This window comes from Nocardioides daejeonensis (genome assembly GCF_003194585.1).
Lineage (GTDB): Bacteria > Actinomycetota > Actinomycetes > Propionibacteriales > Nocardioidaceae > Nocardioides > Nocardioides daejeonensis.
Window position 1 is genome coordinate 89,839 of sequence record NZ_QHKZ01000010.1, and the last position, 23,741, is coordinate 113,579.

The window sequence follows — 23,741 nt, forward strand, 5'->3', positions numbered from 1 at the left end:
CGGGCCCAGCACGCGGCACCGAGGCCGAGTGTTAATGTCAAGACTGGCACGGCGCCCGCTCTGGCCGCCGCCGCTCTACCTGTCTGGGTGGGGCGTGCCCGCATCCGCGTCGATACCATCGCAGCCGACTACCGAGGATCCAACGTGTCCGAGACTCCCTCCACCGCCGAACCCACCGCGGCCCCCGCGAAGAAACGGGCGGGCCTGAACTCGATGCTCCTTGCCGACCTCAAGGCCATGGCCGGGGGCCTGGGCATCAAGGGCGCCGGCAGCATGAAGAAGGCGCAGCTGGTCGAGGCGATCCGCGGCCATCAGGCTGGCGCAGGGGCCGCCGCGAAGCCGGCCGAGTCCGGTGCCGCCGAGACGAAGCGCGCGGAACAGAAGCAGCCCGCGGCGAAGCAGCCCGAGGCCAAGCAGGCAGCGCAGAAGCAGAACGAGTCGAAGCAGGCCGAGCCGAAGCAGACCGAGGCCCGCGGAGCCGACGCCGCCGACGAGGGCGGCGCGCCTCGCCGTCGGGAGCGAAACCGCGGCAACCGGCAGGAGCAGGAGGCGGGCCAGGGCGAGCAGGGCCAGCAGGCCGGTCAGCAGCGCCAGCAGGGCAAGCAGCAGAACCAGAACCAGCAGAACCAGAACCAGCAGAACCAGAACCAGCAGAACCAGGGCCAGCAGCAGAAGCAGCGTCAGGGGCAGCAGGAGAAGGGCGACCAGGGCGCCCAGAACCAGCAGAACCAGGGTCAGCAGCAGAACCAGCAGGGCCAGCAGCAGAACCAGCAGGGCCAGGCACAGCACGACCAGGACGGCGACGAGAGTGGTGGCCGCAATCGTCGTCGGCGGGGCCGGGAGCGCGGCGAGCGCGGCGGCCGCCAGCGCGGCGAGCCCGACACCACGATCCTCGAGGACGACGTTCTGGTGCCTGCGGCGGGCATCTTGGACGTGCTCGACAACTATGCCTTCGTCCGCACGAGCGGCTACGCCGCGGGCCCGGAGGACGTCTACCTCTCGCTGTCGATGGTGCGCAAGCACGGGCTGCGCCGTGGTGACGCGGTGGTCGGCCAGGTGCGGCAGCCGCGCGAGGGCGAGCGACGGGAGAAGTTCAACCCGATGGTCCGGGTCGACCTGGTCAACGGCGCCGACCCGGAGGGCGCCGAGGAGCGCCCGGAGTTCGCCGAGCTCACCCCTGTGCACCCCAGCCAGCGGCTCCGGATGGAGACTGCCCCCGGCGATGTGGTGGGCCGCGTCGTCGACCTGCTCGCGCCGGTCGGCAAGGGCCAGCGTGGCCTGATCGTCGCGCCGCCCGGCTCCGGACGCACCACCGTGCTCCAGCACATGGCAGCGGCGGTGACGGCCAACAACCCCGAGTGCCACCTCATGGTGGTGCTGCTCGACGAGCGCCCCGAGGAGGTCACCGACTTCCAGCGCTCGGTCAAGGGTGAGGTCATCGCCTCGACCTTCGACCGGCCGGCCACCGACCACACGACGGTGGCGGAGCTCGCCGTGGAGCGGGCCAAGCGCCTGGTCGAGCAGGGTCATGACGTCGTCATGCTCATCGACGGCCTGACCCGCCTCGGCCGCGCCTACAACCTCGCGGCCCCGGCCAACGGCCGGACCCTGCCGAGCGGTGTCGACGTCTCCTCGCTGCACCCGCCCAAGAAGCTCTTCGGGTCGGCCCGCAAGCTCGAGGACGCCGGCTCGCTCACGATCATCGCCACGGTGCTCGTGGAGACCGGCTCCGACATCGACCAGGCCATCTTCGAGGAGTTCCAGGGCACCGCGAACTCGGAGCTCCGGCTCCGCGCGGAGTACGTCGACAAGCGGCTCTTCCCGGCCGTCGACGTCGTGCACTCCGCGACCCGCCGAGATGAGCTGCTCCTCGCCGAGGAGGAGGCCACCGCGCAGCAGGCGCTCCGCCGTACCTTGGGCGGGGATCCGGAGGAGGCGCTGGTCGGGCTGCTGGAGCTGGTGCGCTCCAGCCAGACCAACATCGAACTGCTCACCCGCGTCGCCCGCAACGCCCGCGCCTGACGCCGATTGGCGGTGCTCTTGGGCGAGGTGGCAGAATCAAGAGGTTGGCACCGGCTCACGCCGGCTCATTGGGAGCGGCGACCCGGCGGTCATAGTCGAGGAGAAGAAGAATGAAGAAGGACATCCACCCCGAGTACGTCGAGACCCAGGTGACCTGCACCTGTGGCAACTCGTTCACGACCCGCAGCACGGCGACGGCGGGCACGATCCACGCCGACACCTGCTCCAACTGCCACCCCTTCTACACGGGCAAGCAGCGCATCCTCGACACCGGTGGCCGCGTGGCCCGCTTCGAGGCCCGCTACGCCAAGAAGGCCGCCAAGTAGCTCTGTCGTGACGCCGGTCCCCGATCGATCCAGGTCGAGCGGGGCCGGCGTCCTTCATTTCCGACGGAGCGAGCGAGGAGAGGGCGATGTTCGACGCGGTCCAGGGGCTGGTCGAGGAGCATGCGGAGCTGGAGGGGCGGCTGGCTGCCCCGGAGACGCATGCCGATCAGCGGTTGGCCAAGCAGCTCAACCAGCGCTACGCGGAGCTGAGTGCGGTCGTCCGCACCTGGCAGCAGCATCAGGCGCTGGCCGACGACATCGTGGCAGCGCGGGAGCTGGCTGCCGACGACCCGGAGTTCGCCGACGAGGCCCGGGCCTTGGAGGCTCGGCTGGCCGAGGTCGACGAACGACTGCAGCACCTCCTGGTGCCGCGTGATCCGTCGGACTCCAAGGACGTCCTGCTCGAGGTGAAGTCGGGGGAGGGCGGCGAGGAGTCTGCCCTCTTCGCGGGCGACCTGGTGCGCATGTACACCCGCTATGCGGAGCGACACGGCTGGCGGACCGAGGTGCTCGACGCGGCTCCCTCCGACCTGGGTGGCTACAAGTCCATCACGCTCGCGGTGAAGGCCAAGGGCACGCCCGAGCCGGGGGAGGCACCCTTCGCGCTGCTCAAGTTCGAGGGTGGGGTGCACCGCGTGCAACGGGTGCCGGTCACCGAGTCGCAGGGCCGTGTGCACACCTCCGCTGCCGGTGTGCTGGTGATGCCCGAGGCAGAGCAGGTCGACGTCGAGATCGACGAGAACGACCTGCGCATCGACGTCTTCCGCTCCAGCGGACCGGGCGGCCAGAGCGTCAACACCACCGACTCTGCCGTGCGGATCACCCACCTCCCCACCGGCATCGTGGTCAGCTGCCAGAACGAGAAGTCGCAGCTGCAGAACCGGGAGCAGGCGCTTCGCATTCTGCGTTCGCGGCTGCTTGCCGCCGCGGAGGAGGCGGCCGCCGCCGAGGCGACCGAGGCGCGCCGCTCCCAGGTGCGCACCGTCGACCGCTCCGAGCGGGTGCGCACCTACAACTTCCCCGAGAACCGGATCTCCGATCACCGCACCGGCTACAAGGCCTACAACCTCGACGTGGTGCTCGACGGCGAGCTCCAGCCGGTCATCGACTCGCTGGTGACGGCGGATCTCGAAGCCCGGCTCGAGGCGTTGGCGTGAGTGACGCCGTACCGATGCGGCAGGTGATCGGCGCCGCGACCGAGACGTTGGTGGCCGCCGGGGTGGCCTCGCCGCGGGTCGACGCCGAGCTGCTGCTGGCCCATGTGCTCGCGGTGCCGCGCTCCAGGCTTCTGCTGATCGACGACGTCGCGGCCGAGCAGGCGGTCCGTCATGCGGCGCTGGTCGCCCGGCGCGCGGCTCGGGAGCCGCTGCAGCACCTGACTGGTCTGGCTCACTTCCGCACGGTGGAGCTGGCGGTCGGGCCGGGGGTCTTCGTGCCGCGCCCCGAGACCGAGCTGCTGGCGGGCTGGGCCGTCGATGCGGCACTGCTCGTCACGGACCGTCAGCCGGTCGTGGTCGACCTGTGCACCGGCTCGGGCGCCATCGCGAAGGCGGTCGCGGCAGAAGTGCCGGAGGCGCGCGTCGTGGCGGTCGAGCTCGATCCGCAGGCCGCTGGGTGGGCGACTCGCAACCTGTCCGGCACCGGCGTCGACCTCCGTGTGGGCGACATGGCCAGTGCTGCCGACGACCTTGCCGGCGAGGTCGACGTGGTGGTGTGCAACCCGCCCTACATCCCGTGGGAGGCGTGGGAGAGCGTGGCCCTGGAGGCGCGCGACCACGATCCCGACCTGGCTCTCTACTCCGGCGACGACGGCCTCGACGCCATGCGCGTCCTGGAGCGTACGGCGGCCCGGCTGTTGCGCCGCGGTGGTGTGGTCGGCGCGGAGCACGCCGAGGTGCAGCACGAGGCCGCACCGGAGGTCTTCCGGAGCGCCGGACGCTGGCTGGCGGTGCGCGACCATCCCGATCTGACCGGGCGTGCGCGGTTTCTGACGGCGCGGCTGGGATGATGGCCTGGTGAGATTCACGACCAACGATGCCGACGAGGTCGAGGCGGCGGTCGAGGCGGCCACTCGCGCGGTCCGGCAGGGGGACCTGGTGGTCCTCCCGACCGACACCGTCTACGGGATCGGCGCCGATGCGTTCGACCCCGCCGCCGTACGCCGTCTGCTGGCTGCCAAGGGCCGCGGCCGGGAGATGCCGCCGCCGGTCCTGGTCGCCACCAAGCCGACGCTGCAGGCTCTCGCCGTCGACGTGCGCGAGTGGGTCACGGTGCTGGTCGACGCCTTCTGGCCGGGCCCGTTGACGATCGTCTGTCGCCAGCAGCCGTCGCTGCAGTGGGACCTGGGGGAGACCCGGGGCACGGTGGCGGTGCGGATGCCGGACCATCCCGTAGCGCTTGCGGTCCTGGAGCGCACCGGGCCGATGGCGGTCAGCTCCGCCAACACCAGCGGGCTCCCTGCGGCCACCGATGTGGACGCCGCAGAGACGATGCTCGGTGAGCGGGTGACGGCCTACGTCGATGCCGGCCCCACTCCGGGGAGCGAGGCGTCCACCATCCTCGACGTCACCGGGGAGCAGCCCCGGCTGCTGCGCCTGGGCGCGCTCTCCCTGGAGCGGATCGACGAGGTGTTGGCCCCGAGCGGCCGGGCCGTCGTGGTCCCGGACGAGACGGACTGATGCGCGAATACCTCGTCGTCTTCCTGGTGGCCGCCTCGGTCACCTACCTGCTGACGGTGATCGCGCGCGAGATCGCGCTGCGCACCAACGCGGTCGCCCAGGTGCGCGACCGTGACGTGCATGTGGTGCCCATTCCCTACTTCGGGGGAGTGGCACTGCTGGGCGGCCTGGTGGCGGCGTACGTCGTGGCGCGCCAGCTCCCCTTCCTGGCGCTGAGCCAGTCGAGTCAGCCGACGCTCTTCCGCGACGCTGGTGCGGTCCTGCTGGCCGGAGTGCTCATCTGTGCGGTGGGGGTGCTCGACGACCTCTTCGAGCTCGACGCGCTCACCAAGCTGGGGGGCCAGGTGCTGGCCGCCGGCGTCCTGGTGCTCTTCGGCATCCAGTACCGCTACTTCCCGCTGCCAGACGGCGGCCAGTTCACCCCGGACCAGACGCAGGCGGCGCTGCTGACCGTCTTCACGGTGGTCCTGACGATCAACGCGGTCAACTTCGTCGACGGGCTCGACGGCCTGGCTGCGGGGGTGGTCGGCGTGGGGGCGCTCGCGTTCTTCCTCTTCTGCTACCAGATCGCCAACCTCAACGACCGGACCCTGGCGGTCACCGGAGCCCTGCTCTGTGCCGCGCTGGCCGGAGCCTGCATCGGTTTCCTGCCCCACAACTTCTATCCGGCCCGGCTCTTCATGGGCGACTCCGGGTCGATGCTTCTGGGCCTCTTCCTCTCGGCCTCGGCGCTGACCCTGAGCGGCCAGTTCGCGCCGACCGAGGTGAGCCGCGGCGGGTCGGGGCAGGCGGCCAGCCTGCTGCCCACGCTGCTGCCGATCATCGTGCCGCTGTCGATCCTCATCGTGCCGTTCGCGGACCTGATGATGGCGGTCGTGCGCCGCACCCGGCGCGGCCAGATGTTCTATCAGCCCGACAAGCAGCACCTGCACCACCGGATGCTCGAGATCGGCCACAGCCACCGTCGCGCGGTCCTGATCATCTGGCTCTGGGCGGGGCTGATCGGCTTCGGCACCGTCCTGGTCTCCCTGTACGCCGGCCCGATCACCTGGACCGCCCTCGGCGTGTGGTTCCTGGTCACCGTCGGGCTCACCTTCGTCGTGCCGAAGCTCAGCGGGATCGACCCCGAATAGGCTCCGATCCGGCGCTTGTGCTATTTTTCACAAGCGCCGGATCCCCTCATTCCGGCCCTTGCACCCGAGAAGATCGGCCGCCCTGATGACGACCGCACCCGCACCCTCGCCGGCAGGCTTCGCGGGTTCGCGTCTCCTGATGCGGGCCGGCGCGGCGAGTCTGGCCGTGGGCGTGGTTGCGATCCTCGTCGCCGCTCTCGTGGGCGGCCGAGATGCCGCCGCTGGTGCGGCGGTCGGCGTCGTGCTGGTCCTGCTCGTCTTCGGGGGAGGGGCGCTCATGGTCGACCTCGTCGCCGGCGTCCTGCCGACCGCCTCGCTGCTGATCGCCCTGCTGACCTACACGCTCCAGGTGGTGCTGATGGGGCTGGTGTTCCTGGTGCTCACCCGTAGCGGCGCCCTCGACGACACGCTCGACCGTGCCTGGTTGGGCGGCGCGGTGATCGTGGGCACCTTCGCCTGGCTCGCCTGTCAGGTGACCCTGGCCACCCGCGCCCGGATCCCCGTCTTCGCAGTGGATGAGGCGGGTGCGCGATGACCCGACGCGACTGCTATTCTCCGGTGCGCGATGACTCAGTCGAAATCCCCGAGCGAGCCAGCGGGAGACCCTTGGCATGCATTCGGATACATCGTCTCCGGTGTGTTCGTCTACGGGTTGATCGGCTGGGGGCTGGACCGCTGGCTTGGGACCTCGTTCCTGGTGGCGGTCGGGATCCTGCTCGGCGCGGGATTCGGCCTCTACATGACCTTCGCCCGATTCAACCGGGCGGCGGACCCGGGCCAGCCATCCGCAGACCAAGACTCGTAGCAGCGCAGCAGACACAGGAGACACGGTGAGTTCTATCGCGATGTCCATCACCCGTGCCGAGGGCTTCACAGCGCCCGGTCCGGGGGACTTCGACCTGCCGCCGATCGGGCCGGACAAGACGTTCGAGTTCCTCGGGCAGACGATGTACCTGGGCGTCACCAAGCCGATGATCCAGATGGTGCTCGTCGGTGTCCTGGTCTTCGTCTTCTTCTGGGCCGCCGCCCGCAAGCGGGCGATGGTCCCGGGGCGCCTGCAGTACATCGGTGAGCAGGGCTACGGCTTCGTGCGCAACTCCATGGGCCGCGACATCATCGGCAGCAAGGACTTCCTGCCGTACGTGCCCTACCTCTTCGCGCTCTTCTTCTTCATCCTGATCAACAACCTGCTCGCCAGCATCCCGTTCTTCCAGTTCCCGACCTTCTCCCGTGCCGGGCTGGTCTACACGCTGGCTGCGATCAGCTGGCTGGTGTACCTCGGCGCGGGCATGAAGAAGCACGGCGTGGTGGGCTTCCTCAAGCACACCTGCGTACCGCAGGGCGTCAGCCCGGCGATGTACCCGCTGCTGATCCCGTTGGAGTTCATGTCCAACATCCTGGTCCGCCCGGTCACGCTCGCCCTGCGTCTCTTCTGCAACATGTTCGCGGGTCACATGCTGCTCATCCTCTTCGCCCTCGGTGGTGAGTACCTGATCGTCGAGATGTCGGCGGCGTACGCCCCGGTCGGCATCCTCGCCTGGCTGCTGTTCATCGTGATCTCGTTCCTGGAGATCCTGATCCAGTTCCTGCAGGCCTACGTCTTCGTCCTGCTCAACGCGATGTACATCCAGGGTTCGCTCGCCGACGAGCACTGAGCTCCGGATCGCCCTGAGCAACTGATCGACCCAACTCCCACCCACAGTTTTCCAACCAGGAAATAACCGAAAGGAAACAGCCGTGCTTGCTATGGCTATCGAAGGCTCCGCCAACATGATCGGCTACGGCCTTGCCGCGATCGGCCCCGGTGTCGGTATCGGCCTGATCTTCGCCGCCTACATCAACGGTGTTGCCCGTCAGCCGGAGGCCCAGGGCCGCCTGCAGACCATCGCCATTCTGGGCTTCGCGCTCGCCGAGGCGCTCGCGATCATCGGTATCGCCCTCGCGTTCGTTCTCTGACCCAGCCTGACGTAGGACCCGGAAGAAGGACCTGCCCATGCAGACTCTGATCATCAGGGCGTCGGAAGGTGAGCTCAACCCGCTCATCCCGCACCCGATCGAGATCGTTCTCTCACTCGTCGTCTTCGCGATTCTTTTCTTCGCGGTGAAGAAGTTCGTCGTCCCGAACTTCGAGGCGACGTTCGCCGAGCGCACTTCGGCGATCGAGGGCGGTCTTGCCGCTGCCGAGACCAAGCAGGCCGAGGCGGATGCCAAGCTTGCCGAGCTCGAGCAGCAGTTGTCCGAGGCCCGGCACGAGGCCGCGCGCATCCGCGAGGAAGCACGCGAGCAGGGCGCCGCGATCATCGCGGAACTGCGTGCGCAGGGACAAGCCGAGTCCGACCGGATCGTCGCCCACGGCAAGGCGCAGATCGAGGCCGAGCGCCAGCAGGCGGTCACCTCGCTCCGGGCTGAGGTCGGCAACCTGGCCACCGGCCTCGCCGGCCGGATCGTCGGGGAGAGCCTGGACGACGAGGCTCGCCAGAGCCGCGTCGTGGAGCGCTTCCTCGCCGAGCTCGAGTCCGGGAGCGGGGTCAACTGATGACCGCCAGCGGCACCTTCCGAGGCGCCTCGGCCGAGGCGTTGCACACGCTCACCTCGGCGCTGGACCAGGTCACCGGTGACCGCGCGGTCGTCGGACAGGACCTGTTCCGGGTCGCCGCGCTGCTGCGTGGCGAGCCGGCACTGCGCCGCGTCGCCACGGACCAGTCCGTGGCGGCCGAGGCCAAGCAGGGCCTGCTCCGCGAGCTTCTGGTCGGCAAGGTCGGCGACGTGGTCGTCGACCTGGCCGGTCGAGCCGTCTCGCTGCGCTGGACCGCCTCGCGTGACCTGGCCGACGCCCTGGAGCACCTGGGTGTGCTGGCGACCGTGCGATCGGCCGACGACTCGGCCGACCGCTTGGCTGACGAGCTCTTCGAGGTCGGGCAGCTGGTCGCCGACAACCCGGAGCTGCGCGACGCGCTCTCCGACCCGGCCCGGAGCACGGCGGACAAGCAGGCGCTGGTCCGCGGGATCCTGGCGGGCAAGGCCCTGCCGGCCACGGTGACGCTGGCCGAGCAGGCACTGACCGGCAGCTACCGGACGGTGGGCGTGGCACTGCACGCCTTCCAGCAGGTGGCCGCGGCCGCACACAACCAGTCTGTCGCCGAGGTCCGAGTGGCCAAGCCGCTCTCGGACGCCGATCGCCAGCGCCTGGGCGACGTGTTGAGCCGTCAGTACGGTCGACAGGTGCACGTCAATGTCGTGGTGGACGCCGAGGTGATCGGTGGAATCCGCGTCGAGATCGGTGACGACGTCATCGATGGCACGGTCTCCAGCCGCCTGGACTCCGCCCGCCGCGCGTTGGCCGTCTGACCGGCGCCCCACCCACCGAGAACTTCGAGCAACTGAGAATGAGAGAAGAGTGATGACGGAGCTTTCCATCCGTCCGGACGAGATCCGGGACGCGCTCCAGCGCTTCGTGTCCGACTACAAGCCCGAGTCCGCCACCCGTGAAGAGGTCGGCACCGTCTCCGAGGCCGCCGACGGCATCGCCCGGGTAGCCGGTCTTCCATCGGTCATGGCCAACGAGCTGCTCGAGTTCGAGGACGGCACGCTGGGCATCGCCCTGAACCTCGACACCCGCGAGATCGGTGTCGTCATCCTGGGTGACTTCGACAAGATCGAAGAGGGTCAGACCGTGCGCCGCACCGGCGAGATCCTCTCCGTCCCGGTGGGTGAGGGCTACCTCGGCCGCGTCGTCGACCCGCTCGGCAACCCGATCGACGGCCTCGGCGAGATCGAGACGAGCGGTCGCCGCGCGCTCGAGCTCCAGGCCCCGACCGTGATGCAGCGGAAGTCGGTCCACGAGCCGCTCGCCACCGGCATCAAGGCGATCGACGCGATGACGCCGGTCGGCCGTGGTCAGCGTCAGCTGATCATCGGCGACCGCGCGACGGGCAAGACGACCATCGCGATCGACACGATCATCAACCAGAAGCAGAACTGGGAGTCGGGCGACCCGAACAAGCAGGTCCGCTGCATCTACGTCGCCATCGGCCAGAAGGGCTCGACCATCGCCTCCGTGCGTGGCGCCCTCGAAGAGGCCGGCGCGCTGGAGTACACCACGATCGTGGCGTCCCCGGCCTCCGACAGCGCGGGCTTCAAGTACCTCGCCCCCTACACCGGGTCGGCCATCGGCCAGCACTGGATGTACGACGGCAAGCACGTCCTGATCGTCTTCGACGACCTGACCAAGCAGGCCGAGGCCTACCGCGCCGTGTCGCTGCTGCTGCGTCGCCCGCCGGGTCGTGAGGCCTACCCGGGTGACGTCTTCTACCTGCACAGCCGGCTCCTCGAGCGTTGCGCGAAGCTGTCGGACGACATGGGCGCGGGCTCGATGACGGGCCTGCCGATCATCGAGACCAAGGCCAACGACGTCTCGGCGTTCATCCCGACCAACGTCATCTCCATCACCGACGGTCAGATCTTCCTGCAGTCCGACCTGTTCGCGGCCAACCAGCGGCCCGCGATCGACGTCGGTGTGTCGGTCTCCCGCGTGGGTGGCTCGGCGATGACCAAGGCGCTCAAGGCCGTCACCGGCTCGCTCAAGGTCGACCTCGCGCAGTTCCGCGCGATGGAGGCGTTCGCCATGTTCGCCTCGGACCTCGACGCCGCCTCGCGTCAGCAGCTCGACCGCGGCCAGCGCCTGATGGCCCTGCTCAAGCAGCCGCAGTACTCGCCGTACCCGGTCGAGGAGATGACGGTGTCGCTGTGGACCGGTACCACCGGCCGCCTCGACCGTGTCCCGACCGACGACGTGCTGCGCTTCGAGCACGAGTTCCTCGACTTCCTGCGTCGCTCGCACGCCGGCATCCTCGCCGGCATCCGCGAGACGCTGAAGTTCGACGACGCGGCCGAGGCCGAGCTCACCGCTGCCTACGACTCCTTCCTGGACCAGTTCCAGACCTCGGACGGCCAGTCGGTCAAGGCCGGTCGCGAAGAGCACGTCGCTCTGGAGGACGAGGACGTCGAGCAGGAGCAGATCGTCAAGCAGAAGCGGGGCTGACCCATGGCAGTTTCGCTGCGTGAGTACCGCGCGCGGATCCAGTCGACCGAGTCGACGAAGAAGATCACGCGTGCCATGGAGCTCATTGCTGCGTCCCGCGTCATCAAGGCGCAGCAGCGGGCTCGTGCGGCAGCGCCGTACGCCCGCGAGCTGACCCGTGCGGTGTCCGCGGTGGCGACGTTCTCGAACGTCGACCACCCGCTGACCACCGAGCCGGAGTCCCCGAAGCGGGCCGCGATCCTGGTCGTCACCAGCGACCGCGGCCTGGCGGGGGCCTACGCCTCCAGCGTGCTCAAGGAGGCCGAGCGCCTCGTCGAGAAGCTGAAGGGCGAGGGCAAGCAGGTCGACCTCTACCTCACCGGACGCAAGGGGGAGGCGTACTACCGCTTCCGTCAGCGTGCGGTGGCGCAGTCGTGGACCGGCTTCTCCGACCAGCCCACCTACGACGTCGCTGCGGACATCGGGGCCACCCTGATCGCCGCCTTCACGGGTGACGACGAGGCAGCTGCCGGGCCGGACGCGCCGCAAGGTGTCGACGAGGTGCACGTGGTCTACACCCGGTTCCGCTCGATGCTGAGCCAGGAGCCGACCGCGATCCGCCTGCTCCCGCTGGAGGTGGTGGAAGGCACGGAGGCGCCGAGCGTCGACGAGCTGCTTCCGCTCTACGAGTTCGAGCCGTCGCCCGCCGACGTCCTCGACTCCCTGCTCCCGCGCTACGTCCAGAGCCGGATCTTCTTCGCCCTCCTGCAGGCGGCCGCCTCCGAGCTGGCCTCCCGTCAGAAGGCGATGAAGTCCGCGACGGACAACGCCGAAGAGTTGATCAAGAAGTTCACCCGTATCGCCAACCAGGCCCGCCAGGCCGGCATTACACAGGAAATCAGCGAGATCGTCGGCGGTGTCAACGCACTGGCCGACGCGACTGCTGGGAGTGAGTGAGACAAATGACTGCCACTGTTGAAGAGACGAATGCCGCTGGCGGTGCTGCTGGCGGCGTCGGCCGGATTGCCCGAGTCATCGGGCCGGTCGTCGACATCGAGTTCTCCTCGGACGAGATGCCCGCGATCTACAACGCCCTCCACGTCGACATCGAGCTGGGCGACGAGACCAACACCATCACGCTCGAGGTTGCCCAGCACATCGGTGACGGCATGGTTCGTGCCATCTCGATGCGCCCGACCGACGGCCTGGTCCGGGGTGCCCAGGTGCGCGACACCGGCAGCCCGATCACGGTGCCGGTGGGCGACGCCACGCTCGGCCGGGTGTTCAACACCACCGGCGAGTGCCTGAACCTCGAGCCGGGTGAGCAGCTGGAGGTCAACGAGCGGTGGGGCATCCACCGCAAGGCTCCGGCCTTCGACCAGCTCGAGGCGAAGACCCAGATGTTCGAGACCGGCATCAAGGTCATCGACCTGCTGACGCCGTACGTCACGGGCGGGAAGATCGGTCTGTTCGGTGGTGCCGGTGTCGGCAAGACCGTGCTGATCCAGGAGATGATCGCCCGTGTGGCCAAGAACCACGACGGCGTGTCGGTGTTCGCCGGTGTCGGCGAGCGCACCCGTGAGGGCAACGACCTGATCGTGGAGATGCAGGAGGCCGGCGTCTTCGACAAGGTCGCCCTGGTCTTCGGCCAGATGGACGAGCCGCCGGGCACCCGCCTGCGGGTCGCCCTCTCGGCTCTGACGATGGCGGAGTACTTCCGCGACGTGCAGAAGCAGGACGTGCTCCTCTTCATCGACAACATCTTCCGGTTCACCCAGGCCGGTTCCGAGGTCTCCACCCTGCTGGGCCGGATGCCGTCCGCGGTGGGCTACCAGCCGAACCTGGCTGACGAGATGGGTGTGCTCCAGGAGCGCATCACCTCGACCCGTGGTCACTCGATCACCTCGATGCAGGCGATCTACGTGCCGGCCGACGACTACACCGACCCGGCTCCGGCGACCACCTTCGCCCACCTGGACGCCACGACCGAGCTCTCCCGCGAGATCGCGTCGCTGGGTATCTACCCGGCCGTGGACCCGCTGACCTCGACCTCGCGGATCCTCGACCCGCAGTACATCGGTGAGGACCACTACCGGTGTGCGATCCGGATCAAGCAGATCCTGCAGCGCAACAAGGAGCTGCAGGACATCATCGCGATCCTGGGTGTCGACGAGCTCTCCGAAGAGGACAAGATCATCGTGTCGCGGGCCCGCCGGATCCAGCGGTTCCTGTCGCAGAACACCTACGTTGCCAAGCAGTTCACCGGCATCGAGGGTTCGACGGTTCCGGTGTCGGAGACCATCGAGGCGTTCAACAAGATCGCCGACGGTGAGTACGACCACGTGGCCGAGCAGGCGTTCTTCATGTGCGGCGGTCTGGACGACGTCGAGCAGAAGTGGGCCGAGATCCAGAAGAGCCTCTGATGGCTGTCCTGCAGGTCGAGCTCGTCGCCGCCGATCGCCTGGTGTGGTCGGGCGAGGCCACCATGGTCGTCGCTCGCACCACCGAGGGTGACGTCGGCATCCTGCCTGGGCACGCCCCGCTGCTCTCGCTCCTGGTGGAGGGCGTCATCGACGTCACCACCACGGAGGGGGAGACGTGGGTCGCGGCTGTCGATGCCGGCTTCATCTCGGTCGCGGGCGACCGCGTCTCGGTGCTGTCGGAGCGCGCCGAGATGTCGCACGAGATCGACCTCGAGAAGGCGCGCCACGACCTGGAGCGGCTGCGTGCCGCAGGGGAGAACGACGACGCCGCTGAGGCCGCCGTACGGCATGCGGAGGCTCGCATCCGCGCGGCGGAGAAGGCCTCTTGAACAACTGAATCGGCCATGCCCTAGAGTGACGCACACATCCCCTGGAAGTGGGGCGTTCGGGGCAGGGAGGCTGGATGCCACTGTGGCAATGGATTCTTGACGGAGTCCTGCTCGCGCTGGTGTTCCTCTTCTGTTACGGCCTCGCCCTGGTTCTGCGCCGGCGCATGCTGGCTCGCAACGGGGGCACGTTCGAACTCAGCCACCGCGCCCGGTCCGACAGGACCGGGCGCGGTTGGGTTCTCGGAATCGGTCGGTACGACGGCGATCGCCTCGAGTGGTTCCGGATCTTCTCGCTCTCCCCGCGTCCCCGGCGGGTCTGGGACCGCAACCGGGTGGACTACAACGGCCGTCGCGAGGCCGAGGGGTCGGAGCACCTCGCCCTCTACACCGACCACGTGATCATCACGCTGGAGAGCGCCCAGGGCGACATCGAGCTCGCGATGAGCTCACGCTCGCTGCTCGGCTTCCAGGCCTGGCTGGAGGCCAAGCCGCCCGGCACGGACTGGGACAAGCACCGCCAGCGCTGACGGCCCTCCGGGTCAGCCGACGACCTGCAGCGCGCCGTCCACCAGCCGATGCAGGTGCCGACGGAACCGATCGATCATCGCCAGGCTGGACGCGCCTCGGCGGGTCCCGGTGGCGTCCACGAAGCCCGCCTTGCTGAACGAGTGCGTCGACCACACGATGGAGTAGACCAGCATCTCCACGTCGGTCTCGTCGCCGATCCCGGCCCGGTCCAGCAGCTCCCGGACGCCGGTAGCGACCCGGGCGACGAGTGGGCCGGCGAACTCCTGGTCGATCGTGTCGCCGCCCTCGCCGTCGTCGAGCCAGCGCCGCATCCACAAGGCGGGCACCTCCGGGTGCGCAAGGCAGAAGCCGAGGTAGGCGTCGACGAAGCCGTGCAGGGCGGCTCGCGTGGCCTCCGGCGTGGCGGCGACGCCGCTCAGCCGTGCCAGCGCTTCGAGGACCGCGTCGCCCTGGGCGCGGTGGGCGCGCCGCATCACCTCGCGGTAGAGCTCCGCCTTGCTGCCCACGTGGTAGGCGACGGTCGCGATGTTGAGCTCGGCAGCGTCTCCGATGGCCCGGGTGCTGGTCGCCTCGTAGCCGCGGCGGGCGAAGAGGTCGGTGGCGGCCACGATGATCCGCTCGCGGCTGCTGGTCGTCTCATCGGGCGTCGTCGGCACCTGCCCACAGTAGGCCGTGCGGCCGCGCGCCGGTGCACAGATTGCGCCGTGTCCAGCGCTCGATGGGGGAGTAGCACCAGGTCAGATACCTTGACGATCTCTCCATCAGTCGATTGAATGAGGCGGCCACGATCGGAAGGGCCTGCTATGACCTCCTCCCCGTCTGTTGCCGTCATCGGCGCCGGTGCTGCCGGACTCGCTGCCGCCAAGGCGCTGCTCGACGAGCGGATCGATGTCGTCGTCCTGGAGCGGGGCGATCGCCCGGGCGGGCTCTGGGCCCGTGGCAATGCGAGCGGGTCGTCGCCGGCGTACGACTCCCTGCACCTCAACACCAGCAAGGGCCGCACCCAGTTCGCGGACCTTCCGATGCCGGACGCCTGGCCCGACTATCCCAGCGCCCGTGCCATCGAGGGCTACCTGCGGGACTACGCCGATCGGTTCGGCGTGAGCAAGGTGATCCGGTACGGCGCGGAGGTGACCCGCGTCGAGCGGGGCGAGGGCGGCTGGCAGGTGACGCTGGCCGAGGCGGCGGGGGCGCAGACCCTGCTCGTCGACGCCGTGGTGGTGGCCAACGGGCACAACTGGGATCCGCGGTGGCCCGACCCGCCGCCCCCGGGTGAGTTCGCGGGCACGCAGATGCATGCGCACGACCACCGCAGCGCCGAGCAGTACGCCGGCCGTCGGGTGCTGGTGGTCGGCATGGGGAACTCGGCGATGGATATCGCTGTCGACGCGTCGTTCACCGCCTCTTCGCCGGTGCTGCTGTCGGGACGCCATGGCGTCCACATCGTGCCGAAGTACCTCTTCGGGCGCCCCGCCGACGCGACCGGTGCGCTGCTCGCAGCGCTGCCATGGCGGCTCCGCCAGCGGCTCGCGGAGACGATGCTGCGACTCGCGGTCGGCACGCCGCAGTCCTATGGTCTGCCGGCCCCGGCGGGTGGCCTCTTCCAGAACCACCCCACGATCAGTGACACGATCCTGCACCGCATCACCCATGGAGAGGTCGTGCCTCGGCCGGGGGTCGCCCGCCTCGACGGACGGACCGTTCGCTTCGTCGACGGCACCGCGGACGAGGTGGACACCATCGTCTGGGCGACGGGCTACCGCGTCAGCATGCCGTTTCTCGATCCTGCGTGGACGGGAGCGGACCCCGAGGCGATGCCGCTCTACCAGCGGGTGTTCCATCTCGACGACCCCACGCTCGCGTTCGTGGGCCTGATGCAGTCCACCGGTGCCGCGCTGCCGGTGGTGGAGGCGCAGGCGAAGCTGGTGGCCGCGTACCTCGGAGGCCGCTACGCGCTGCCGACGCGCGCCGAGCAGGAGCAGGTGGTGGCGCGCACGCTGGCAGCAGCCACAGCGCGGTGGGGCGCCAAGCGGCCGATGATGCGCATCGACTTCGATGCCTACGTCGCCGCGCTGCCCCGGGAGATCGCGGCCGGGGAGGCCCGCAGCCGACGCGGCGGGTCGCGCTCAGGGCACGGGGTGCGCGCATGAGGCGGCGGTCCGCGACCGGCATGCGGGTGCTGGTCACCGGGGCCTCCGGCACGATCGGACTGGCGTTGGGGCGGCGGTTGACGGCGCAGGGTGCCCAGGTGGTCGGACTCGACGTCGCGCCGCGCGGCGACGAGGGGTTCGAGGTGATCGGCTGCGACCTCACCGACGACGACTCCGTGACCGCGGGGGTTGCGCGGGCGGTCGACCTGCTCGGTGGGCTCGACGCACTCGTCAACAACGCCGGGATCGGTGGGCCCGCGCCGGCGGAGCTCGCGCCGGGCATCGAGGTGCGCAGGCAGCTGGAGATCAACCTGCTGGGCAGCTGGCGGGTCACCTCCGCCTGCGTCGAGGCCCTGGTCGCCTCACGCGGGCGCGTCGTCATGGTGAGCTCGCGGATGGCGGTGATGCAGCTCCCGCTCGCGGCGGCGTACGGAGCCTCGAAGCGCGCCCTGGTCGCCTACGCGGACGCACTGCGCCTGGAGCTCGGCACCCACGTCGGTGTCACCTGTGTCTACCCCTCGGCGGTGCGCAGCCCGATCCACGACTCCACGGCTGCGGCCGGCCTCTCGTTGGAGGGGATGAGCACCTACGAGCCGCTGGAGGGTGTGGTGGCCACCATCGAGTCTGCGCTGCTCGCCCCGCGGGCTCGCCGGGACCTGACCACGACGCGTCGAGGTGCGCTCGAGTTCTTCCTGGCCCGGCACCTGCCGGCCCTCACCGACCGGATCGTGCTGCGTACCCTGGCCGCTCGGGCCCGTTCCGGAGCGTTCGATGATGCCGAGCTCGCCGCTGGCGTCGTCCGCCGCCACGGCGACAAGGGCCGGCGATGACCGCCTCGACCTCTGGCCGGGCGGCAGCGGGTCGGGCCCCGGCCCCGCCCTTGGCTGCCTACGCGACCGGGTCGCTCGGCATGGGTGTCTGGGTGACCGTGCCGGGCCTGCTCCTTCTCTACTTCCTGACCGACATCGTCGGCGTCGCAGCCGGGCTGGCGGGGCTCACGCTGCTGGTGCCGAAGGTCGTCGATGTCGTCGTGCATCCGCTGATCGGCTCCCGTTCGGACCGGCAGGCGCGAGCCTGGGGACACCGGCGGCGGATGATGCTCGGCGGCATCCTGCTCGGTCTGGCCATGGTCGCCATGTTCAGCGTTCCCGGGGGAATCGAGGGGACGCGGGCAGCGCTCTGGGTGGGTGGCTGGTTCATCGTCGGCAACCTGCTCTTCGCGATGTTCCAGGTGCCCTATCTGGCGACGCCGTCCGACCTGATGATCGGCTATCACGAGCGCACGCGGGTCTTCATGTTCCGGATGCTCTTCCTGACCGTCGGCCTGCTGGGTGCAGGCGTGGCGGCTCCGGCGCTGGTGGCCAGCGAGCGTCGGTCGGCCTACACGACCATGGCGGCGGTGCTCTGCGTGGTGATGGTCGTCTCCGCGATCGTCGCGATCCGCGGGGTCCGCGCCCTCACGGCCGCCTGCGGCTTCCGGGAGCCGGCGGGCAGGGCGGGTCACTCCGTCGTCGCCGACGTGAAGGTCGCCTGGGCCGACCGCGACTTCCGGATGCTGGTGCTCTCCTATCTGCTGACCGGCACCACCACGCACCTGTTCATGGCTGCGCTGCCGTACTTCACCCGTTATGTCTACGACGACGCGAAGCTCACGGCAGTCTTCATGGGAGCGTTCCTTGCACCCGCTGTCGCTGCCGGGCCGCTCTGGATGGTCGTCTCGCGCCGGATCGGCAAGCAGCGTGGGCTGCTCATCTCCCAAGGTGTCTTCGTCGCGGGTTCGGCGACGCTGCTGGCGACCTCGCAGACCGTGGTCGCGGCCTCAGTCGCCGTCGTGGTGGCGATGGGGATCGCGTTCGCCGGCCTGCAGCTGTTCGCCTTCTCGATGGTGCCGGACGCGGTCGCCGCTGCGGACTCCGGTGGCGAGGGGCAGGCCGGTGGCTACACCGGTGTCTGGACAGCGACCGAAGCGCTGGGAACGGCGGTGGGGCCCTACCTCTACTCCGCAGCACTGGTGATCGGGGGATTCGTGTCGAGCACCGCGGAGGAGGAGGTGGCGCAGCCGGACTCGGCTGTGACCGCCCTGTTGCTCGGCTTCACGGTGGTGCCGGCCGTGCTGATGCTCGTGGCGATGCTCTTCCAGCGGCGCTACCGCCTCGATCCGGCTCCTGCCTGATCGGTGGGGCCAGCCAGCTCCACAGTCTCATCGACCACTCGATGAGACTGGGCATGGTCAGCGTCCCGCGCGGCTGCCACGCTGGCTGCATGACGACCTGGACCCGCACCGAGCTCGACGAGGCCTTCGCCGGCTACACCGCGACCGTGCAGAAGTGTGTCGACACCGGCGACTGGAGCCACTTCGCCGACCTCTTCGTCGACGACGCGACCTATATCGAGCACTCGTACGGCAGCTTCACCGGCAAGGACGAGATCCGTGACTGGATCACCAAGACCATGGGTGCCTTCCCCGGCAACGAGATGGTCGAGTTCCCACCGAAGTGGGTCGTCATCGACGAGGAGAAGGGCTGGGTCATCACTGAGATCGACAACCCCATGCGCGACCCCGGAGACGGCTCCCAGCACGGCCAGGGCAACATCAGCATCCTCCGGTACGCCGGCGACGGGCTCTGGCGCGAGCAGGAGGACGTCTACAACCCGCTCGAGTTCATGGCCGCCACCACCGCCTACGTGCGCGCCTGCGAGCGCCTCGGCACCCTCTCTGACGAGGCGCGGGCCTGGGCAGCCAAGTTCGGGGTCAAGCTCGGCCAGCCGCGCTAGGCCCGCTCTCCGCCAGGTACCCACAGCACGTCGCCCTGGGCGCGGTTCGCGTAGCGGGCCAGGATGAAGAGCAGGTCCGAGAGCCGGTTCAGGTACTTGATGGCCAGCACGTTCATCGTCTCGCCATGCTCGGCGTAGGCCGCCCACCCGGCCCGCTCGGCGCGGCGCACGACGGTCCGGGCGACGTGCAGGTGGGCAGCTGCGGGGGTGCCGCCGTTGAGGATGAAGGAGCGCAGCTTCGGCAGGTCCTCGTTGAAGTGGTCGCACCACGCCTCGAGCCGGTCGATGTACTCCTGCTCGATGCGCAACGGCGGGTACTGCGGGTCCTCGACCACGGGCGTCGACAGGTCGGCGCCGACGTCGAAGAGGTCGTTCTGGACGACGGTGAGCACCTTCACGACGTCCGCGTCGAGCTCGCCGGTGGCCAGTGCTACGCCCACGAAGGCGTTCGCCTCGTCCGAGGTGGCGTAGGCCTCCAGTCGCAGGTCGGTCTTGCTCGTCTCGCTCATGTCGCTCAGACGTGTCGTCCCGGCATCGCCGGTCCGCGTGTAGATGCGGGTCAGATTCACCATGGCTACGACCCTAGCGGTGCCCGTGGGCCGGGCCTGGTCGGAGCCTCAGGGGAATCCCTGAGAGAAATCCGGGTACGGAAGGCAACCGAATCGGTGCGTCCTGCGTCATAGTTGATGACAAGCCCCGTCACAGTAGATGACAGGCCGAACGGAGTCTCTCGGGAGTCTCCGGGATAGGGAGGGATGACATGGACATCACCCACGACGGTTCGACCTTGGTGCTGACTGGCGAGTTCGACGTCAGGAACACGATGAAAGTCCGCACGGCCATCTATGAGCACATCAACGGCTGCGACCACGACCTCGTGGTCGATCTCAGTGGCGTGCCGGTCATCGACCTCACGGCGCTTCGGGTGCTGGCGGCAGCGACTCGCAACGCCGAGCAGCGAGGCAGGCACCTGACCCTGCGCGGTGCGGGTCCGGCGGTGCGCCGGATGCTGCACATCTCCCACCTCATCAGGGTCGTCGAGCTCGAGCGGATCGCCTGACCGGAGGACGTGCGTGGTGTGAACCACATCCAGAGACGGTTACTGAACACTCACCTCATCGCCTACGCTCACGGCCATGAGCGCTGAGAAGGACCGTCCCTGGGTGATGCGGACGTACGCCGGCCACTCGACCGCCGCCGCGTCCAACGAGCTGTACCGCACCAACCTCGCCAAGGGGCAGACCGGACTCTCGGTCGCCTTCGACCTGGTCACCCAGACCGGCTACGACCCGGACAGCCCGATGGCGCGCGGCGAGGTGGGCAAGGTCGGCGTACCGATCCCGCACCTCGGCGAGATGCGCAAGCTGTTCAAGGACATCCCGCTCACCGACATGAACACGTCGATGACCATCAACGCCGTCGCGATGTGGATGCTCGCGATGTACCAGGTGGTCGCCGAGGAGCAGAACCTCGAGATGGAGCCGGCCGAGGTCGCCAAGCTCCTGTCCGGTACCACCCAGAACGACATCATCAAGGAGTACCTCTCCCGCGGGACCTACGTCTTCCCGCCCGAGGCTTCGCTCCGGTTGATCGCCGACATGATCGCCTACACGGTCAACTACATCCCCAAGTGGAACCCGATCAACATCTGCAGCTATCACCTGCAGGAGGCGGGGGCCACGCCGACGCAGGAGCTCGCCTACGCGCTCTGCACCTCGATCGCGGTGCTCGACCAGGTGAAGAACTCCGGACAGGTCAGTGACGAGGACTTTGAGAAGGTCGTCGGTCGGATCTCCTTCTTCGTCAACGCTGGCGTCCGGTTCATCGAGGAGACGTGCAAGATGCGCGCCTTCACCGAACTGTGGGACGAGATCACCCAGGAGCGCTACGGCGTCAAGGACCCGAAGATGCGCCGCTTCCGCTACGGCGTACAGGTCAACTCGCTGGGTCTGACCGAAGCGCAGCCGGAGAACAACGTGCAGCGGATCGTGCTCGAGATGCTCGGTGTGACGCTGTCGAAGAACGCCCGGGCCCGCGCGGTCCAGCTCCCGGCGTGGAACGAGGCGCTCGGCCTGCCGCGGCCCTGGGACCAGCAGTGGTCCCTGCGCCTCCAGCAGGTGCTGGCCTTCGAGTCCGACCTGCTCGAGTACGAGGACATCTTCGACGGCTCGCACGTCATCGAGGCCAAGGTCCGCGAGCTCAAGGAGGGCGCCCGGGCCGAGATGGACCGGGTCCAGGCGATGGGTGGCGCGATGGGCGCGGTCGACTACATGAAGGGCGAGCTCGTCTCCTCGCACGCCCGCCGTCGGGCGCGGATCGAAGCGGGCGACGAGATCATCGTCGGTGTCAACAAGTTCACCACCACGGAGCCCTCGCCGCTCACCGCGAACCTCGACGACGCGATCATGACCGCCGACCCGCAGGCCGAAGAGGCCGCTCGGGCATCGGTGGAGGCGTGGAAGGCGGGCCGCGACGAGAAGGCGGTCGCCGAGGCGTTGGCGAAGGTCGCTGAGGACGCCAAGAGCGGCGTCAACCTGATGCCGGCCACCCTGGCCGCCGCCCGCGCCGGTGCGACCACCGGCGAGTGGGCCGGCACCTTGCGGGAGGTCTTCGGCGAGTTCCGGGCGCCCACCGGCGTCTCGGGCGCGGTCGGTGTCGCCGACGCCGGTGCCGAGCTGAGTGCGGTGCGCGAGCGGGTCCGTGCGACCGGCGAGGAGCTGGGCGGGCGCCTCCGCCTCCTGGTCGGCAAGCCCGGCCTCGACGGCCACTCCAACGGCGCCGAGCAGGTCGCCGTGCGGGCGCGCGACGCCGGCTTCGAGGTCATCTACCAGGGCATCCGGCTCACCCCCGAGCAGATCGTCGCGGCGGCTGTCGCCGAGGACGTGCACTGTGTCGGACTCTCCATCCTCTCCGGCTCCCACATGGAGTTGGTGCCCGAGGTGCTCCGCGGCTTGCGTGAGGCCGGGATGGACGACGTCCCGGTCATCGTCGGCGGGATCATCCCGACCTCCGACGGCAAGCGGCTGATCGAGCAGGGCGTGGCAGCGGTCTACACCCCCAAGGACTTCGGCCTGACCGAGATCATGGGCGGCATCGTGGACGTGATCCGCAAGGCCAACGGCCTGGACTGATGTCCGACCTCCAGTGCCCCGCTCGCGTCGTGGTGCTGACCCCTGCCCGCACGGGCGACCCCGACGCGCTGCGGGAGACCGCGGGCACGGTGAGTGGCTCCCGCCTCGTGCGTGTGTACGCCGGACCCGGGCTGGCGACGTACGCCCGTCAGGCCGCGCTCGTCCTCGGGCTGCCGGTGGGCGAGGCGGAGGACCTCGACGAGATCGCCGACCTGCACCCGGGCGAGGCGGTCCTGGTCGTCCGCGACTGGCCCGAGCCCGGCCCGGTGCTGATGGAGCGGGACGGGGCCGGCTGGCAGCGCATCGGCTGAGGCTCGGCGGACGGCGGCGGCGCAGCTTGTGACGCACCGCACAGAGGTTAGGCAATCCTTTCCGCGCCGTCCTATCCTCGGTTCGTGGGGAAGAAGAAGGTCAAGGGCAAGAAGGCGCTGAAGAAGAAGCTGCCGAAGTCGAAGTGCTGCCTGTCCAAGACCCGCTGCAAGAGGTGTCCGATCCGGATGCTCAAGGAAGGCACCCTGCCCCCGGGGTATACGGTCAAGAAGCGCAGGCTTGTGAAGGTTGAGAAACTGACCAAGAAGAAGCTCGCCAAGGCCGCCTGAGGTGTGAACCCACCCTCTCGACCCCCGAAGGACTCCCTGTGACCGCCGAACGCTTCGCCGTCCAGCTCAACGAACAGATCGGCAACGAGCTGGCCGCGCACAACCAGTACCTCGCCTGTGCGCTGCACTACGAGACGCTCACGATGCCGCAGATGGCGGCCTTCTTCTATCGCCAGGCGCTGGAGGAGCGCGCGCACGCGATGATGATGGTCAAGTACCTCCTCGACACCGACATGTCGGTCGAGATCTCCGGCGTCGAGGCGCCGGTCAACACGTTCGACAGCGTCGCTGCGCCGGTCGAGCTTGCGCTGGAGCAGGAGAAGCGGGTCACCGACCAGATCAACGGCCTCCTGCGCACTGCGAGGGAGGAGCACGACTATGCCTCCGAGCAGTTCATGCAGTGGTTCATCAAGGAGCAGGTCGAGGAGGTAGCCACGATGAGCGACCTGCTGACCGTCGTCCAGCGCAACCTCGACGACGTCGAGGACATCGAGGACTACGTGGCTCGTGAGCACGGCGGCGAAGAGGACGACCCGACCGCGCCCGCGCAAGCCGGCGCCTGAGGGC

At 69.1% G+C, this 23,741-nt stretch carries 28 protein-coding genes; 26 read left to right on the plus strand and 2 right to left on the minus strand.

What is annotated here, in order from left to right; all coding sequences use genetic code 11:
- Positions 1-144 precede the first annotated feature (144 nt).
- The 17 genes from rho to DNK54_RS19945 all read left to right on the plus strand — a co-directional run bounded on the left by rho (position 145) and on the right by DNK54_RS19945 (position 14,518).
- The gene (rho, locus tag DNK54_RS19865) at positions 145-2,022 is read left to right on the plus strand and encodes a transcription termination factor Rho (RefSeq protein ID WP_239460200.1); all 1,878 of its coding nucleotides are present in this window, start codon (positions 145-147) and stop codon (positions 2,020-2,022) included.
- 110 nt (positions 2,023-2,132) lie between these two features.
- Complete coding sequence (rpmE, locus tag DNK54_RS19870; protein ID WP_110208753.1) at positions 2,133-2,348, plus strand: 50S ribosomal protein L31; 216 nt, start codon at positions 2,133-2,135, stop codon at positions 2,346-2,348.
- Positions 2,349-2,434: 86 nt separating this feature from the next.
- A complete protein-coding gene (prfA, locus tag DNK54_RS19875; RefSeq protein ID WP_110208754.1) occupies positions 2,435-3,505 on the plus strand; it encodes a peptide chain release factor 1 in 1,071 nt (356 codons plus the stop codon).
- Between the two features lie 14 nt (positions 3,506-3,519).
- Positions 3,520-4,356: a peptide chain release factor N(5)-glutamine methyltransferase gene (gene prmC, locus DNK54_RS19880; protein ID WP_110208792.1), complete on the plus strand. Its 837-nt coding sequence runs from the start codon at positions 3,520-3,522 to the stop codon at positions 4,354-4,356.
- A 7-nt stretch (positions 4,357-4,363) separates the two neighbouring features.
- A complete protein-coding gene (locus DNK54_RS19885; RefSeq protein ID WP_239460202.1) occupies positions 4,364-5,026 on the plus strand; it encodes an L-threonylcarbamoyladenylate synthase in 663 nt (220 codons plus the stop codon).
- A complete protein-coding gene (locus DNK54_RS19890) occupies positions 5,026-6,159 on the plus strand; it encodes an MraY family glycosyltransferase (protein WP_110208756.1) in 1,134 nt (377 codons plus the stop codon). The genes DNK54_RS19885 and DNK54_RS19890 overlap by 1 nt, the downstream gene beginning before the upstream one ends.
- Positions 6,160-6,244: 85 nt before the next feature.
- A complete protein-coding gene (locus tag DNK54_RS19895; protein ID WP_110208757.1) occupies positions 6,245-6,694 on the plus strand; it encodes a hypothetical protein in 450 nt (149 codons plus the stop codon).
- A 102-nt stretch (positions 6,695-6,796) separates the two neighbouring features.
- Positions 6,797-6,964 carry a hypothetical protein gene (locus DNK54_RS19900; RefSeq protein WP_239460203.1) on the plus strand — a complete coding sequence of 56 codons (168 nt, stop codon included), beginning with the start codon at positions 6,797-6,799 and terminating at the stop codon, positions 6,962-6,964.
- Between the two features lie 25 nt (positions 6,965-6,989).
- Positions 6,990-7,814 (plus strand): F0F1 ATP synthase subunit A, encoded by an 825-nt coding sequence (gene atpB, locus DNK54_RS19905; protein ID WP_239460204.1) that lies wholly within the window; start codon positions 6,990-6,992, stop codon positions 7,812-7,814.
- 91 nt (positions 7,815-7,905) lie between these two features.
- Positions 7,906-8,115, plus strand: a complete 210-nt coding sequence (gene atpE, locus DNK54_RS19910) for an ATP synthase F0 subunit C (protein WP_110208760.1) — start codon at positions 7,906-7,908, stop codon at positions 8,113-8,115.
- A gap of 52 nt (positions 8,116-8,167) precedes the next feature.
- On the plus strand, positions 8,168-8,695 hold the full coding sequence (locus DNK54_RS19915) for a F0F1 ATP synthase subunit B (RefSeq protein ID WP_239460207.1): 528 nt from the start codon (positions 8,168-8,170) through the stop codon (positions 8,693-8,695).
- Positions 8,695-9,507 (plus strand): F0F1 ATP synthase subunit delta, encoded by an 813-nt coding sequence (locus DNK54_RS19920; RefSeq protein ID WP_110208762.1) that lies wholly within the window; start codon positions 8,695-8,697, stop codon positions 9,505-9,507. The genes DNK54_RS19915 and DNK54_RS19920 overlap by 1 nt, the downstream gene beginning before the upstream one ends.
- 52 nt (positions 9,508-9,559) lie before the next feature.
- On the plus strand, positions 9,560-11,200 hold the full coding sequence (gene atpA, locus DNK54_RS19925; protein ID WP_110208763.1) for a F0F1 ATP synthase subunit alpha: 1,641 nt from the start codon (positions 9,560-9,562) through the stop codon (positions 11,198-11,200).
- Between the two features lie 3 nt (positions 11,201-11,203).
- Positions 11,204-12,136, plus strand: coding sequence for a F0F1 ATP synthase subunit gamma (locus DNK54_RS19930; protein ID WP_110208764.1), 933 nt, complete (start codon positions 11,204-11,206; stop codon positions 12,134-12,136).
- A gap of 5 nt (positions 12,137-12,141) precedes the next feature.
- Positions 12,142-13,602 (plus strand): F0F1 ATP synthase subunit beta, encoded by a 1,461-nt coding sequence (atpD, locus tag DNK54_RS19935; protein WP_110208765.1) that lies wholly within the window; start codon positions 12,142-12,144, stop codon positions 13,600-13,602.
- Positions 13,602-13,991 (plus strand): F0F1 ATP synthase subunit epsilon, encoded by a 390-nt coding sequence (locus tag DNK54_RS19940; RefSeq protein WP_110208766.1) that lies wholly within the window; start codon positions 13,602-13,604, stop codon positions 13,989-13,991. Before atpD ends, DNK54_RS19940 begins: the two co-directional genes overlap by 1 nt.
- A 74-nt stretch (positions 13,992-14,065) precedes the next feature.
- Positions 14,066-14,518 (plus strand): DUF2550 domain-containing protein, encoded by a 453-nt coding sequence (locus tag DNK54_RS19945; protein WP_110208767.1) that lies wholly within the window; start codon positions 14,066-14,068, stop codon positions 14,516-14,518.
- Positions 14,519-14,530: 12 nt separating this feature from the next.
- Here the strand turns inward: DNK54_RS19945 and DNK54_RS19950 are convergent, their stop codons facing one another.
- Entirely contained in the window at positions 14,531-15,175 is a 645-nt protein-coding gene (locus DNK54_RS19950) for a TetR/AcrR family transcriptional regulator (RefSeq protein ID WP_110208768.1), read from the minus strand.
- A 147-nt stretch (positions 15,176-15,322) separates the two neighbouring features.
- Here DNK54_RS19950 and DNK54_RS19955 point away from each other — a divergent pair, with 147 nt between their 5' ends.
- The 4 genes from DNK54_RS19955 to DNK54_RS19970 all read left to right on the plus strand — a co-directional run bounded on the left by DNK54_RS19955 (position 15,323) and on the right by DNK54_RS19970 (position 19,444).
- Positions 15,323-16,669: a flavin-containing monooxygenase gene (locus DNK54_RS19955; RefSeq protein ID WP_110208769.1), complete on the plus strand. Its 1,347-nt coding sequence runs from the start codon at positions 15,323-15,325 to the stop codon at positions 16,667-16,669.
- Positions 16,666-17,499 carry an SDR family NAD(P)-dependent oxidoreductase gene (locus tag DNK54_RS19960; protein ID WP_204164722.1) on the plus strand — a complete coding sequence of 278 codons (834 nt, stop codon included), beginning with the start codon at positions 16,666-16,668 and terminating at the stop codon, positions 17,497-17,499. The genes DNK54_RS19955 and DNK54_RS19960 overlap by 4 nt, the downstream gene beginning before the upstream one ends.
- Positions 17,496-18,842 (plus strand): MFS transporter, encoded by a 1,347-nt coding sequence (locus DNK54_RS19965; protein WP_110208771.1) that lies wholly within the window; start codon positions 17,496-17,498, stop codon positions 18,840-18,842. Before DNK54_RS19960 ends, DNK54_RS19965 begins: the two co-directional genes overlap by 4 nt.
- Before the next feature lie 89 nt (positions 18,843-18,931).
- Positions 18,932-19,444 carry a nuclear transport factor 2 family protein gene (locus DNK54_RS19970; protein WP_110208793.1) on the plus strand — a complete coding sequence of 171 codons (513 nt, stop codon included), beginning with the start codon at positions 18,932-18,934 and terminating at the stop codon, positions 19,442-19,444.
- Here DNK54_RS19970 and DNK54_RS19975 read toward each other — a convergent pair.
- Positions 19,441-20,016, minus strand: a complete 576-nt coding sequence (locus tag DNK54_RS19975) for a cob(I)yrinic acid a,c-diamide adenosyltransferase (protein WP_110208772.1) — start codon at positions 20,014-20,016, stop codon at positions 19,441-19,443. The two genes, DNK54_RS19970 and DNK54_RS19975, sit on opposite strands and share 4 nt — an antisense overlap.
- A gap of 188 nt (positions 20,017-20,204) precedes the next feature.
- On the opposite strand from DNK54_RS19975, the gene DNK54_RS19980 reads away from it, so the two are divergent.
- The 5 genes from DNK54_RS19980 (at position 20,205) to DNK54_RS20000 (ending at position 23,737) form a co-directional block, all read left to right on the plus strand.
- On the plus strand, positions 20,205-20,504 hold the full coding sequence (locus DNK54_RS19980; RefSeq protein WP_110208773.1) for an STAS domain-containing protein: 300 nt from the start codon (positions 20,205-20,207) through the stop codon (positions 20,502-20,504).
- Positions 20,505-20,580: 76 nt separating this feature from the next.
- Positions 20,581-22,575 (plus strand): protein meaA, encoded by a 1,995-nt coding sequence (locus DNK54_RS19985; RefSeq protein WP_110208774.1) that lies wholly within the window; start codon positions 20,581-20,583, stop codon positions 22,573-22,575.
- The gene (locus DNK54_RS19990; RefSeq protein WP_110208775.1) at positions 22,575-22,886 is read left to right on the plus strand and encodes a hypothetical protein; all 312 of its coding nucleotides are present in this window, start codon (positions 22,575-22,577) and stop codon (positions 22,884-22,886) included. The genes DNK54_RS19985 and DNK54_RS19990 overlap by 1 nt, the downstream gene beginning before the upstream one ends.
- 84 nt (positions 22,887-22,970) lie before the next feature.
- Complete coding sequence (locus tag DNK54_RS19995) at positions 22,971-23,174, plus strand: hypothetical protein (RefSeq protein ID WP_110208776.1); 204 nt, start codon at positions 22,971-22,973, stop codon at positions 23,172-23,174.
- Positions 23,175-23,212: 38 nt separating this feature from the next.
- Positions 23,213-23,737 carry a ferritin gene (locus DNK54_RS20000; RefSeq protein WP_110208777.1) on the plus strand — a complete coding sequence of 175 codons (525 nt, stop codon included), beginning with the start codon at positions 23,213-23,215 and terminating at the stop codon, positions 23,735-23,737.
- Positions 23,738-23,741 lie beyond the last annotated feature (4 nt).